This is a genomic window from Longimicrobiaceae bacterium, assembly GCA_035936415.1.
Lineage (GTDB): Bacteria > Gemmatimonadota > Gemmatimonadetes > Longimicrobiales > Longimicrobiaceae > JAFAYN01.
This window is the reverse complement of record DASYWD010000217.1, coordinates 1-13,065: the sequence shown is the minus strand read 5'-3', so window position 1 is coordinate 13,065 and position 13,065 is coordinate 1. Positions and strand designations below refer to the sequence as shown.

At 70.3% G+C, this 13,065-nt stretch carries 12 protein-coding genes; 5 read left to right on the top strand and 7 right to left on the bottom strand.

The genetic code is table 11. From position 1 onward, the window contains the following. Positions 1-12: 12 nt before the first annotated feature. Both VGR37_08645 and VGR37_08640 read right to left on the bottom strand, forming a co-directional pair. Positions 13-1,326, bottom strand: a complete 1,314-nt coding sequence (locus tag VGR37_08645) for a TRAP transporter large permease subunit (protein ID HEV2147458.1) — start codon at positions 1,324-1,326, stop codon at positions 13-15. Then, entirely contained in the window at positions 1,323-1,913 is a 591-nt protein-coding gene (locus tag VGR37_08640; GenBank protein ID HEV2147457.1) for a TRAP transporter small permease subunit, read from the bottom strand. Before VGR37_08640 ends, VGR37_08645 begins: the two co-directional genes overlap by 4 nt. A 176-nt stretch (positions 1,914-2,089) precedes the next feature. Here VGR37_08640 and VGR37_08635 point away from each other — a divergent pair, with 176 nt between their 5' ends. Next, entirely contained in the window at positions 2,090-2,389 is a 300-nt protein-coding gene (locus tag VGR37_08635; GenBank protein HEV2147456.1) for a DUF4212 domain-containing protein, read from the top strand. A gap of 43 nt (positions 2,390-2,432) precedes the next feature. Next, positions 2,433-4,142, top strand: coding sequence for a sodium:solute symporter family protein (locus tag VGR37_08630; protein HEV2147455.1), 1,710 nt, complete (start codon positions 2,433-2,435; stop codon positions 4,140-4,142). 350 nt (positions 4,143-4,492) lie between these two features. Here the strand turns inward: VGR37_08630 and VGR37_08625 are convergent, their stop codons facing one another. Then, positions 4,493-4,963 (bottom strand): hypothetical protein, encoded by a 471-nt coding sequence (locus VGR37_08625; GenBank protein ID HEV2147454.1) that lies wholly within the window; start codon positions 4,961-4,963, stop codon positions 4,493-4,495. Between the two features lie 40 nt (positions 4,964-5,003). Beyond that, complete coding sequence (locus tag VGR37_08620) at positions 5,004-5,870, bottom strand: hypothetical protein (GenBank protein ID HEV2147453.1); 867 nt, start codon at positions 5,868-5,870, stop codon at positions 5,004-5,006. Between the two features lie 279 nt (positions 5,871-6,149). Between VGR37_08620 and VGR37_08615 the strand changes: the two genes are divergently transcribed. Further along, entirely contained in the window at positions 6,150-6,827 is a 678-nt protein-coding gene (locus tag VGR37_08615) for a uracil-DNA glycosylase (GenBank protein HEV2147452.1), read from the top strand. Positions 6,828-6,844: 17 nt separating this feature from the next. After that, positions 6,845-7,930 carry a YCF48-related protein gene (locus tag VGR37_08610; protein HEV2147451.1) on the top strand — a complete coding sequence of 362 codons (1,086 nt, stop codon included), beginning with the start codon at positions 6,845-6,847 and terminating at the stop codon, positions 7,928-7,930. 64 nt (positions 7,931-7,994) lie between these two features. Here VGR37_08610 and VGR37_08605 read toward each other — a convergent pair whose 3' ends face one another. From VGR37_08605 to VGR37_08595, 3 genes are all read right to left on the bottom strand, one after another. Continuing rightward, positions 7,995-8,753: a M15 family metallopeptidase gene (locus VGR37_08605; GenBank protein HEV2147450.1), complete on the bottom strand. Its 759-nt coding sequence runs from the start codon at positions 8,751-8,753 to the stop codon at positions 7,995-7,997. 95 nt (positions 8,754-8,848) lie between these two features. After that, complete coding sequence (gene acs / locus VGR37_08600) at positions 8,849-10,861, bottom strand: acetate--CoA ligase (GenBank protein HEV2147449.1); 2,013 nt, start codon at positions 10,859-10,861, stop codon at positions 8,849-8,851. A 110-nt stretch (positions 10,862-10,971) separates the two neighbouring features. After that, entirely contained in the window at positions 10,972-11,799 is an 828-nt protein-coding gene (locus VGR37_08595; GenBank protein ID HEV2147448.1) for a type II CAAX endopeptidase family protein, read from the bottom strand. A gap of 205 nt (positions 11,800-12,004) precedes the next feature. Here VGR37_08595 and VGR37_08590 point away from each other — a divergent pair. Continuing rightward, positions 12,005-13,065 (top strand): hypothetical protein (locus VGR37_08590; GenBank protein ID HEV2147447.1); only part of this gene is annotated, 1,061 nt, incomplete at its 3' end.

The window sequence follows — 13,065 nt, the reverse complement described above, 5'->3', positions numbered from 1 at the left end:
CCGCCGGCTCCGTCAGCGGCTGACCAGCCCGGGGAAGAGGACCACCAGGAGCAGCGCGAGGAGCTGGATCAGGACGAAGGGGATGGCGCCGCGGTAGATCTCCTGGGTCTTCAGCTCGGGCGGGGCCACGCCGCGCAGGTAGAAGAGGCCGAAGCCGAAGGGCGGCGTCAGGAAGGAGGTCTGCAGGTTCATCGCCACCATCACCCCGAACCAGACCGGGTCGATCCCCAGCGCCAGCACGGCGGGGACGAGCAGGGGGATGATGATGAAGGCGATCTCGAAGAAGTCGATGAAGAACCCCAGCGTGAAGATCGCCAGGTTCGCGACGATCAGCAGCCCCACCGCGCCGCCGGGGAGGTTCGTGAGCAGCCCCTCGATCCAGAAGTCGCCGTAGAGGCCGCGGAAGACCAGCGCGAACGCGGTGGAGCCGATCAGCAGGAACATCACCATCACGGTGAGCCGCATCGTGGCCTCCAGCGCGTCGCGCACCGCGGACACGGAGAGCCGCCGGTTGGCCGCGGCGAGCGCCACCGCCCCCACCGCGCCCAGCGCCCCCGCCTCCGTGGGCGTCGCCACCCCGGCGAAGATGCTCCCCAGCACCAGGACGATCAGCACCAGCGGGGGGACCATCACCAGCCCCACCCGGCGGGCCAGCGCCCCGGCCGGCACGTTGCGCACCTCGCGGGGGAGCGCGGGGGCGGCCTCCGGCTTCACCACCGCCACGCCCAGCACGTACAGGGCGTAGAGCCCCGCCAGCATCAGCCCCGGCACCAGCGATCCCACGAACAGGTCGCCCACGGAGACGCCGAGCTGGTCGGCGAGCACCACCAGGACCACGCTGGGCGGGATGATCTGCCCCAGCGTGCCCGAGGCGGTGATCACCCCGGAGGCCAGCCGGCGGTCGTACCCGTAGCGGAGCATGACCGGGAGCGAGATCAGCCCCATGGCCGTGACCGAGGCGCCCACCACCCCGGTGGCGGCGGCGAGCAGCGTCCCCACCAGCACCACCGCCAGCGCCAGCCCCCCGCGCATCCGCCCGAAGAGGATCCCGATGGTCTCCAGCAGGTCCTCCGCCAGGCGCGACTTCTCCAGCATGGTGCCCATGAAGATGAAGTAGGGCACGGCCAGGAGGATGTAGTTGCTCATCACGCCGAAGGTGCGATCCGGCATGGCGAGCAGCAGGTGCCAGTCGAAGTACCCGGCCTCCACTCCGATGAAGGCGAAGATCAGCGCCGTGCCCCCCAGCGCGAACGCCACCGGGTAGCCGGAGAAGATCAGCACCAGCGCCCCCACGAACATCAGGGGGGCGAGCCAGTCTCCCGTCATACCTCCTCCGGGAGGTGACGGCCCGGCTCCGGGGGCGGCGCCGCGCCGCGCAGGAGCGCCACCTGCTTCCAGATCTGCGCGACGCCCTGCAGCAGGAGGAGCGCGAAGGCCACCAGCACCACGGCCTTGATGGGGTAGCGGGGGAGCCCGCCCGGGTCCGGGGACACCTCGCGCACCGCCCACGACGCCACCACGGATGGCCAGGAGACCCAGAGCATCAGCACGCAGAAGGGGATCAGGAAGAGCACCGTGCCGAGCAGGTCGATCCACGCCTTCCCGCGCGGGCCCAGCCGGCCGTAGAGCACGTCCACCCGCACGTGGGCGTCCTCCTTGAGCGCGTACGCCGCGCCCAGGAGGAACACCAGGCTGAAGAGGTACCACTGGGCCTCCAGGTACGCGTTGGAGGCCAGGTTGGTGTCGGTGACGCGGTTCAGGTAGCGGGCGACGGCGTTGAAGGCGCCGATCGCCACCATGACCGCCACCAGCCAGAGCACGGCGCGGCCGACGAGGTCGCTCAGGCGGTCGATGGCGCGGGGGACGGCGCCGGAGGCCCCGCGGCGCGATGGCGGCTGGTACTCGGGAGACATGGGATCCGGTGGAGGAGGCGAGGGTCCCTGCCGGACGGAAGAGCGCGGTAAACTTACCGGTCGCGCCCGGGGAGGCAAGCGGCGCGGGGCTTGCGGCGCGCCCTCCCGCCGTCCTAAGCTCTTCGTCCACCTGTTTGCAGCCGGCGCGCCTTCCCGCACGCAACGAGGAGATCCGCATGTCCGCCCACCCCACGTTCGACCGGGAGCTGTACTGGCGCCGCACCCTCCGCCGCATCCTGCTCCTCCTGTCCGTCTGGCTCCTCGCCGGGCCCATCATGAGCATCGTGCTGGTGGAGCCGCTCAACCGCTTCTCCATGGGCGGGGTGCCGTTCGGCTTCTGGATGGCGCAGCAGGGCTCCATCTACGTCTTCGTCGTGCTGATCTTCCTGAACGCCTGGCTCGCCGACCGCACCGACCGCGAGTTCGGCGTGGAGGAGACGCCGGAGACCACGCGCCACGTGACCGCGTCGCACTGAGCCGCCCCCACGCGCACCCCACACTCCCGCACCCCGGTCTCCCATGGGCATCCAGGGCTGGACGTACGTCATCGTCGGGCTGACCTTCGCGCTGTACGTCGGCATCGCCATCGCCAGCCGCGTGCGGACCACGGCGGGCTTCTACGTGGCCGGGCAGGGGGTCTCGGCGGTGGGGAACGGGATGGCGACGGCGGCGGACTGGATGAGCGCCGCCAGCTTCATCTCCATGGCGGGGATCATCGCCTTCCTGGGCTACGACGGCGCGGTGTACCTCATGGGGTGGACGGGGGGCTACGTGCTCCTGGCGCTCCTCCTCGCGCCCTTCCTGCGCAAGTTCGGCAAGTACACGGTCCCGGACTTCGTGGGCGACCGCTACTACTCGTCCACGGCGCGCGTGGTGGCGGTGGTGGCGGCGATCTTCGTGTCGTTCACCTACGTGGCGGGGCAGATGCGCGGGGTGGGGGTGGTGTTCTCGCGCTTCCTGCAGGTGGACGTCACCTGGGGGGTGATCATCGGGATGGTGATCGTGGCCTTCTACGCGGTGCTCGGGGGGATGAAGGGGGTCACCAACACGCAGATCGCGCAGTACTGCGTCCTGATCTTCGCGTACCTGGTGCCGGCCATCGCCATCGCGCTGCTCCTCACCAACAACCCGGTGCCGCAGGCGGCCATCGCGGACATCCTCCCGCGGCTGGACGCCATCTCGCGCGACCTGGGGCTGACGGGGTACTCGTCGCCGTTCACGGACCTATCGTTCATCAACGTCCTCTTCATCACCATCGCGCTGATGGTGGGGACTGCGGGGCTCCCGCACGTGATCGTGCGCTTCTACACGGTGCGCAGCGTGGCCGCGGCGCGCTGGAGCGCGGGGTGGGCGCTGCTCTTCATCGCCTTCCTGTACACCACGGCGCCCACCATCGCCATCTTCGCCAAGTTCTACATCCTGGAGTCGCTGGCGGGGCGCCCCCTGGCCGAGGTGCAGGCGGTGCCCTGGGTGCAGAACTGGATGCAGACGGGGCTCATCACGCTCCAGGACGCCAACGGGGACGGCATCATGCAGGCGCCGGAGCTGTTCGGGGCGAACGGGCTCACGGCGAGCATCGACCGGGACATCATCGTGCTTGCGCTCCCGGAGATCGCGCGGCTGGCGCCGTTCATCATCGCGCTGGTGGCGGCGGGCGGGCTGGCGGCGGCGCTCTCCACGGCGTCGGGGCTGCTGATCGTGATCTCCAGCGCCATCGCCCACGACGTGTACGGGCACCTGATCAACCCGGAGGCGTCTGACCGCAAGCGGCTCCTGGTGGGGCGCATCACCATCGCCTTCGCAGTGGTGGTCGCCGGGTTCTTCGGGATCTACCCGCCGGGGTTCGTGGCGGAGGTGGTGGCGTTCGCCTTCGGGCTGGCGGCGGCGAGCTTCTTCCCCGTCATCATCCTGGGGATCTTCTGGAAGCGCGCCACGCGGGAGGGGGCGATCTGGGGGATGATCATCGGGCTGACGTTCACGGCCGTCATGATCCTGCTGATCCGCACGCCGCAGATCCTGCAGTTCCTGGCGCTGGAGAAGCCGGTGATCGAGAGCTTCTTCGGGGTGAACGCGCAGGGGATCGGGACAGTGGGGATGCTGCTGAACTTCGCGGTGATGGTGGTGGTGAGCCTGCTCACCCCTCCGCCACCTCCCGAGGTGCAGGAGATGGTGGAGGGGATCCGGTACCCACGGGCGATGGGCGGGGAGGTGGTGGAGGCGAGGCCGTAGGAGAAATGAGCCGGGCGCAGTCACGCGCGTGTTCGAACATGGACGCGCGCCGTCCTGAGGCAGGCATATCGTCGAATGATGGGAAGGTGAGGCCCGCCGGTTCCCCCGTTCCTGATATGCTGACTAATCCCCGCAGGAGGTGTTTGGGGTCCAGGAAGGGTTTCCACCAACGAAGTCGGCCTGCGCCATGCACTCTTCCCAAGTGAAGTTCTCGTGAAGGTCAACCCGCCCGTTGCGTTCGATGCGGCAGCAGCCACGGGCGGTCTCTGCCCTGTCGGACGCCTCAGAGTGCTTGCTGGTTCGCGGATCGGGGCTGCTCATGATCTTTCCTCTCGCGTTCACGTTCGCTGTTAAGGTGCCTTCACAAACGGAACCTGCAAATAGGTGGTGAACTCCGCGACCGTTGCCGAGACAGTCGCTACCCTGGGTATCGTATCCGAAACGAGCACCGCACGCGCGACCAACCTATCGCGGCCCGATTCGAGATCCCTTTCCGCCCGGACCTTGATCTCCCGAGCTCCAGCCGTACGTCTGAAAGATCCCGCGGTTGTGGAAAACGTGACAACGCGGGGGCTCGCACCCGGCGGAAGGACCGCGAGAAGTGTGTCTTCCGATGCACCGTTCGCGGTGAGCGGGAGGGGGTGGTTTACGCGGAATAGCCCAATGATCTCGGAGAGATGGACCTCGTCGGGGCTCCGCTCCAGTTCCGAGGTAAGCTCGTCGCAAGAGACTAGGAATAAAACGGCGGCGAAAAGTGGAACAAGCGTGCGGGGGCTCCTGAGCCGGCAGGCAATCCGTCGTCCTGAGGGGTCGAGGATCATGGTTGTACCTTTTGACGTTAGAGGCGGTGCAGCCAGAGCGCTACCTGATGCCAAGCAGGGCGACAAGAGGCCCCAGCACCTGTTTCATTTCCAGATCGGCTGTGGCGCTGACGAATACATCTCGCTTGACCCGCTGGCGAGATATCAGTGGGTTCGCATCCTTCTGCTTAAACCAGATCACACCTCCGTTAACTCGCATGAAGTCAAGGCCTAGCGGCCCTCGGATGCCGACCCCGGCAACTGGCGAACCAAAGGTGAAGAACTTGCTTACCTCCACCTCGGAGTAGATCTCCTGAAAAGCTATTCCGCCAAACATGCTGATTTGCCTCGCCAGCCTCGCGCCTGGGCCGGAAGTGAATGAGTCATCCTCGTTCTTGTTGATAGGAATGAAATGGAAGTGGGAGCTCGTGACCAAACCCCAGTTCCCGGCATTCTCGCTCCTCAGAACGCCGACATCCGCGTCGAAGTGCTGCGCAAGCGAGGCTTTCGGCCTGCCAATTATCTGGACCGTATCGAATGCCGCGCCCTCGTAGAATCGGAACCGGAAGAGGTACTCGACGTTGGGTTGCAAGGGCTCGATTGCGAACGCGAAGTCTTTCGATTTGACGACATGACTCTTTGGAATGGATTTCCTCGTGGGACGACCCCGTATGAATAACCTGTTGTTTTCGTCCCTATCTGCTACCCCGTAGGTCAGCACGATGCTGTCGGCAGGGTTCGCGAGGGTTCCACGAATCCAGAACCGTTCCCGGAATGGCAGCCCCGTCTCGAACTGCTGCGCTGCGAGGTCGACCTTGACGGTCTGCGCTGGCCTACGAGGAACCGCTGTCGCGGTTTGTCCGGCGAGCGCGGAGTGCGAGAGCAGACTGAGACCAATCGCGCAGGCGACAAGCATGGGTCTTAGCACGGCCTCCTCCTACTTTCGCTGGTGTTGGAAGCAGAGCGGATAGCGACCTCGACCAGCAGGTTTCCGGTTCTAAACACGGCGGCGCGGCCGCTATCCGATCAGGCTTACGGTTTAGAAGGACAAGGCTCCTCTTTTTCTCGGGCGCCTCCCGCGCGGTATTTCCCGTAAGGTAAGCGGGATGTCATCTGGGGAACGCGGGTTGCGTCGTGGTGTGTGATTTTCTGAGGCTGCTCCGACATGTCGCGAGAGCACGTACCCACCGCCCACTTGGCTAGGCGAATGATGCTTCCCCTCCCCCCCAGCTGGCAGGCCGTCGTCGGCGACGAGCTGGAGAAGCCCTATTTCCAGAAGCTGCACGAATTCCTGGAGAAGGAGCGGAAGGAGCACACCGTCTACCCGCCGGAGGACGAGGTCTTCACCGCGCTGGAGCTGACCCCGTTCGATGACGTGAAGGTCGTGATCCTCGGCCAGGACCCCTACCACGGCCCCGGCCAGGCGCACGGCCTCGCCTTCTCCGTGCGGCCGGGGGTGAAGCCGCCGCCGTCGCTCCGGAACATCTTCAAGGAGCTGCACGCGGACCTGGGCCGTAAGATCCCCAACAACGGCTACCTGGTGCCGTGGGCCGAGCAGGGCGTGCTCCTCCTCAACACGGTGCTTACGGTCCGCGAGGGCGAGCCCAACTCCCACAAGGGGAAGGGGTGGGAGAAGTTCACGGACGCCGTCATCCGCAAGGTGGGACACAAGGACGAGGAGGTCGTCTTCGTGCTCTGGGGCGCGCCCGCGGGGAAGAAGACTGAGCTGATCGACACCGACCGGCACACCATCGTCCAGTCCGTGCACCCGTCGCCGCTCTCCGCCAAGCGCGGGTTCTTCGGCAGCCGCCCGTTCTCGCAGATCAACGGAGCGCTCCAGAAGGCCGGGAAGGCCCCGATCGACTGGCAGATCCCCGACCTCTGACCCGATCCCGAACGCACATGCCCCGGTCCCACACGCTCCGGCTCGCCGCGCTCGCCGTCTTCGCCGGGGCGCCAGCCTGCACGCCGCCGCCCGCCGCCGAGCAGACCGCCCCCGTAACCGGTCTCGCCTGGATCCCGCAGGAGAGCGGCACCACTGCCTCCTTCCGCGGCATCAGCGTGGTGAGCCCGCAGGAAGCCTGGGCGAGCGGCACCGGCGGCGCCGTGCTGCGCACCACGGATGGCGGTGCGACCTGGCAGCGCGACACCGTCCCCGGCGCGACCGCGCTGGACTTCCGAGACGTGCACACGACCGGTACGGGCACCGCCTACCTGATGAGCATCGGGGAGGGGCCGCAGTCCCGGATCTACCGGACCACGGACGCCGGGCGGAGCTGGACGCTGCAGTACACCGTCCCGGGGCCGCAGGGATTCCTGGACGGGATGGCGTTCCGCGGCCCCGGGGAGGGCTTCGCCTACAGCGACCCGGTGGACGGGCGCTTCCTCGTCCTCGCCACCCGGGACGGCGAGGCGTGGAGCCCGGTCCCGCCGCAGAGCCTCCCGCCCGCCCTCCCGGACGAGGCCGGGTTCGCGGCGAGCGGCACCGGCATCGCCGTCCACGGCGACAGAGTCTGGTTCGGCACCGGGGGCGGGGCGCAGGCGCGCGTCTTCCGCTCCGAGGACGGCGGGCGCACCTGGGCCGTGTCGCCGACGCCGATGGCCGCCGGCTCGCCCGGGGCGGGGGTGTTCTCGCTGGCGTTCTGGAACGAGCGCGAGGGGATCGCCGTCGGTGGGGACTACACGAAGCCGCAGGAGAGCGCCGGGAACGTGGCGAAGACCACCGACGGCGGCCGCACCTGGCGGGCCATCCGCGGCGCCCCGCCGCGCGGGTACCGCTCCGGCGTGGCGTTCGTCCCGGGGACGGACCCGCGGCTGCTCATCGCCGTGGGCACCTCGGGCTCCGACTACTCGATCGACGGGGGGGAGAGCTGGACGCCCATCGACACGGTGGGGTACAACGCCGTGGCCGCGGCGGGGCCGGACGCGGTGTGGGCGGTGGGGCCGGGCGGGAAGGTGGCGAAGCTGCGGATCGGGCGGGAGCGGTAGGAGGGAAACGAAGGAGGGCGGCCCCCGTCCGGGAGCCGCCCTCCTTCTGGCGTCCGGCGCCGGGTCAGGGATGGGGCAGCTTGACCGGGCTGGGAACCCCCGCCCCCACCGGCGGCTGCCCGGTCAGGAGCGAGGTCCACGACTGCAGGCCCACCAGTCCGTCCGCGACCAGGCCGTGCAGCGTCTGGTACCTCCGGACCGCGTCGCCCGTCCCGGGGCCGTAGATCCCGTCGGCGGGGATGCCGAGCATCTGCTGGAGTGCGGCCACGGTGGGGCCGCGGTCGCCGGGGTGCACCATGGGCCAGGTGTCCGGGCGCGACGGGTCGCGGGCCGGCTGAAGCACGGTGGACCAGTCGATCCCCGCGCCGAGCTCCTGCGGCGACGCGACGATCTCGAAGTGCATCGCGTCGTAGTTGCTGTTGGGCGTATTGGGGTTCGCGTCCCAGTCACCGCCCCAGCGCCAGACGGGGACGCCCTGCCGCGTCCGGACGCGGTACACGTCCGCGATCATCTGCGGCGGCATGTCGGTGACCAGCCGGTCCCTGCGGAACGGGTTGCTGTTCCAGTTCACGTCCACCGCGATCCCGTAGGCGTGCAGGCTGTACCCGGTGCCCCCGGTGATCGTGCGGCAGTTGTACGCCCCGGTGTCCCCTGCGCGCACGGGGTAGCGGTGCGCCTGCAGGACCGAGCCCAGCGCCTGCACGGCCTCCCACGCGAGCTGGTGCACGGTGACCCGCACGCCGGGCACGATCATGCGGGTGACGAACGGCCCCGAGCACGGCGGCGCCCAGAGCTGGCGGAGTGCGGAGGTGGATCGTGCCATGTCGACCTCGCGGCTGGGGGAGGAAATCTCGAAGCCAGCCAGCGGGGAGCACGCCGGGGAGGCGTGCGCCCGCTGGAGCCGTCGGGGAGCGTGCTTCAGCTCTCGCGGCTCTCGTAGTCCGCCTTGAGGCGCGCCACCACGTTGGGGTCGGCCAGGGTGGTGGTGTCGCCGAGGGTGCGCCCCTCGGCGATGTCCTTGAGGAGCCGGCGCATGATCTTCCCGGAGCGGGTCTTGGGGAGGTCGCCCGCGAAGAGGACGGCGTCCGGGCGGGCGATGGCGCCGATCTTCTTCACCACGTGGTCGCTCAGCTCCTTCTTGAGCTCCTCCGACGGGGCCTGCCCCTCCTTCAGCGTGACGAAGGCCGCGACCGCCTGTCCCTTCAGCTCGTGCGCCTTCCCGACCACCGCCGCCTCCGCGACCGCCGGGTGGTCCACCAGCGCCGACTCCACCTCCATGGTGCCGATGCGGTGCCCGGCCACGTTGAGGACGTCGTCGATCCGGCCGATCACCCAGAAGTAGCCGTGCTCGTCCCGCTTCGCCCCGTCGCCCGGGAAGTAGACGCTCTCCCCCGGCTGGGCGTCGTCGCCGGAGCCCACCGTCCGGCCCGCCCACTTGGACCAGTAGGTCTCCACGAAGCGCTGCGGGTCGCCCCAGATCCCCCGGAGCATGGAGGGCCAGGGGCGGCGGATGGCCAGGAAGCCTCCGCCCACCGGGATCACCTCCCCGCTCAGGCTCAGGATGTCGGCGCGGATCCCCGGGAACGCCGTGGTGGCGGAGCCCGGCGTGGTGGCGGTGACCCCCGGGAGCGGGGTGATCATGATGGCCCCCGTCTCCGTCTGCCACCAGGTGTCCACGATCGGACAGCGCTCCCCGCCGACGTTGCGGTGGTACCAGATCCACGCCTCCGGGTTGATCGGCTCGCCGACGGTGCCCAGGAGCCGCAGCGAGGAGAGGTCGTACCGCTCCGGCCACTCCGTCCCCCACTTCATGAAGGCGCGGATGGCCGTGGGGGCGGTGTAGAAGATGGTGACGCCGTAGTCCTGCACCAGCCTCCAGAAGCGCCCGCGGTCCGGGTGGTCGGGGGCGCCCTCGTACATCAGGGCGGTGGCTCCGGCGGCGAGCGGCCCGTAGACGATGTAGGAGTGCCCCGTCACCCAGCCGACGTCCGCGGTGCACCAGTAGACGTCGTCGTCCTTGAGGTCGAAGACCCACTTCGTGGTGGCGTACGCCTGGGTCAGGTAGCCCCCGGTGGTGTGCATGATCCCCTTGGGCTTCCCCGTGGTCCCCGAGGTGTAGAGGACGTAGAGGAGGTCCTCCGCGTCCATCTCCTCCGCCGGGCAGTCGGGATCGGCGCCGTCCACCGCGTCGTGCCACCACACGTCCCGGCCCGCCGTCATCTCCGCCCCGGCGAGCGTTTCGCCGTCCGCGCCGTGGCGCCGCACCACCAGCACCCGCTCGATGGTGGGGCACCCCCCCTCCCGCTCCAGCGCCTCGTCCGCGCTTCGCTTCAGCGCCACCACCCCGCCGCGGCGGTAGCCGCCGTCCGCGGTGATCAGGAGGCGGACCTCCGCGTCGCGGATGCGGTCGCGCAGCGACTCCGCCGAGAAGCCCCCGAACACCACCGAGTGCACAGCCCCGATGCGGGCGCAGGCCAGCATGGCGATGGCGGCCTCGGGGATCATGGGGAGGTAGATGGCGACCCGGTCGCCCCTGCGGACGCCCAGCTCGCGCAGCGCGTTCGCGGCGCGGGACACCTCGCGGTGCAGCTCCTCGTAGGTGTAGCTCCGGCGGTCGCCGGGCTCCCCCTCCCAGAGGAGGGCGGTCTTGGTGCGGCGGGGGCCCTCCAGGTGCCGGTCCAGGCAGTTGTAGGCGGCGTTCAGCTTCCCGCCCACGAACCACTTCGCGTACGGCGGCTCCCACTCCAGCACCCGGTCCCACTTCCGGAACCAGTGCAGCTCCTCCGCCCAGCCGGCCCAGTAGCCCTCCGGGTCCTCCTCCGCGCGCCGGTACGCCTCCGTGTCGGACACGTGCGCCTCCCGGGCGAACTCCGGCGGGGGCGGAAAGCTGCGGTCCTCCTGCAGCAGGGTGTCCAGCGGGATCTCGGACATCGGCACCTCCTCCTCGGCATCGGGACGGACGCGGCGGGGCGCGTCGCTCGCGCGGAACGGGACGAACGTTCGGAAGATTCCACGCCGTTCCGGCACCCGCAAGGGCGGTGCTAGGAGGTGCGACGCCCCCGCTCCGCGAGGCGTGCCGCGTGCCCGGCGCGCCAGAGCCACTCCGCGGCGTGCCGCGCCGCCACGGCCGCCGCCGCGAGGACGGCCAGGGCGGTCCAGAACTCGGACGTGATCCCCGTCCGCCAGATGGTGGGGGGGAGCTCCGGCGTCTCGGCGCCCAGCGCCAGCGCCGCCATCGAATTGTTGGCGGCGTGCAGCGCCACCCCCGCCCAGATGGAGCGGGTGGCGTACACCGCGTACCCGAAGGCGAGGCCCAGCACCAGGTGCACCGGCAGCACCCAGGGGAGGAAGTGGAAGGCAGCGAAGACCAGCGAGGTCAAGGCGATGGCCCGGCCCGGGCCCCAGCGCCGCTCCAGCGGGTGCTGGATCATGCCGCGGAAGACGAGCTCCTCCAGCAGCGGGGCCGCGACGACGGCGACGAGGGTGACGCTGAGCCGCCCCAGCGGGTCGCCGGTGAGCTGGCGGAAGGGCTGCAGCGTCTCCGGCGGGACCGGCACCAGCCGCACCCAGAGCTCCCCGACGCTCCAGGAGAGCGCGAACAGCACGGGGATCGACGCCAGCGTGGCCCGCGCCGCGCCGCGCCCCAGCGGGCGGATCCGGAGCAGCGCCCAGCGGCGGCGCTCCCCCGGCCGGCCGCTCCGCAGCACGAAGGCGCGGAGGAACCAGGCGAAGAGCAGCGCCGCCGCCAGGATCGCGTACACCCTCGGCAGCAGGAGGAGCGCGCCGCCCATGAGCGCGTTCCAGCCGAGGAAGGCGGCGAGGATGATGGCGATCTGCGTGGCGAGGCGCCGCTTCGGGCTGCGATTCATCGTCTCGTGCGAGGAGGGCCCTGTCACCCGGGGCGGGCCGGTGGGAACGCCGGAAGGTACGTGTGTTCCGGCTCCGCGCCAACGCGCAGCGCGTTGTGGCGGAATGCATGCGCGGTTGCGGGGCCCGCGGCTATGGCGCGGCAGGCAGGGTAAGGGTATAGTGGTACCACTCATCATTTTGGACGCAAACGGGGCTCTCTCGACGATGCCGCGGAACCCGCACACCCGAAAGCCACGCCTCAGCCCCCCGGTCCGGCGCACGCGCCGGCGGTGGCGGGTCCCCCCGGCGATCACGCACGGGGAGGAGCCGTTCGAGGGTGCGGGAATCCTGGAGGAGTTCGGGGGAGGGTTGGCGCTGATCCTCTGGCACTCGGTGCGCGACGTGTCGCTGTGGGCCGCCTCGCCCGAGGACCGGCGGGACGGGCTGTTCGCCGCGGGCGCCGAGGAGCGCCGCCGGGCCGCGATCGGGGCCGAGAGGCTGGAGCCCGGGCTGGAGGTCCCGCTCCTGGAGATCTCCGAGCTGCTCGGGAACCCCGACGCCCTCACGGGCGAGCTGGCCTCGCGGGCCTGCCTCCAGGTGGCCCAGTGGGCGGACGACCGCGGCGCCGCCGCCACCGCGCTGGCCTTCGCGCAGTCGGCCGCGTTCGCCGCGCCGATGGAGGCGGCCACGGCGTACACGGTCGCGCGCCTGGCGCGGCGCCGCGCGGAGCACGCGCGCGCCGAGAGCTGGTTCCGCCGGACGGTGGCGCTGGGGCGGCAGACCGGCGACTGGTCCGCGTACTCCCTGGCCTTCCTCGGTCTGGGCAACCAGTACCTGCAGCGCGGCAACCTCCCGGCGGCGCGCCGCTTCTACGTCCGCGCGCTCCGCGCCGCCCGCCGCCACGCCCTGCACTCCGTGGCGGGGATGACCCTCCACGACCTGTTCGTGCTCGCCACGCTCGCCGGGCGCGCGGACGAGGCGGAGCGGTTCGCCCGGGGCGCGTACGACGAGTACGGGTCCGACCACCCGCGCCTCCCCGCGCTGGCGCACGACGTGGCCTTCTTCTGGATGGACCAGGGCCACCACGCCCGCGCGCTCCCCGTGTTCCGCGCGCTGCTGCCGCACCTCGCCTGCTCGGGCGAGCGCCCCATCGTGCTGGCGAACATCGCCCGCGCCGCCGGGGGCGTGGGCGACCGCGCCGGGTTCGAGGAAGCGGCGAGCCGGGTGTGGGAGATGGCCGAGGCCGGCGAGTTCCGCGAGGGCGCGGCCGACGCGCTGCTGGAGGT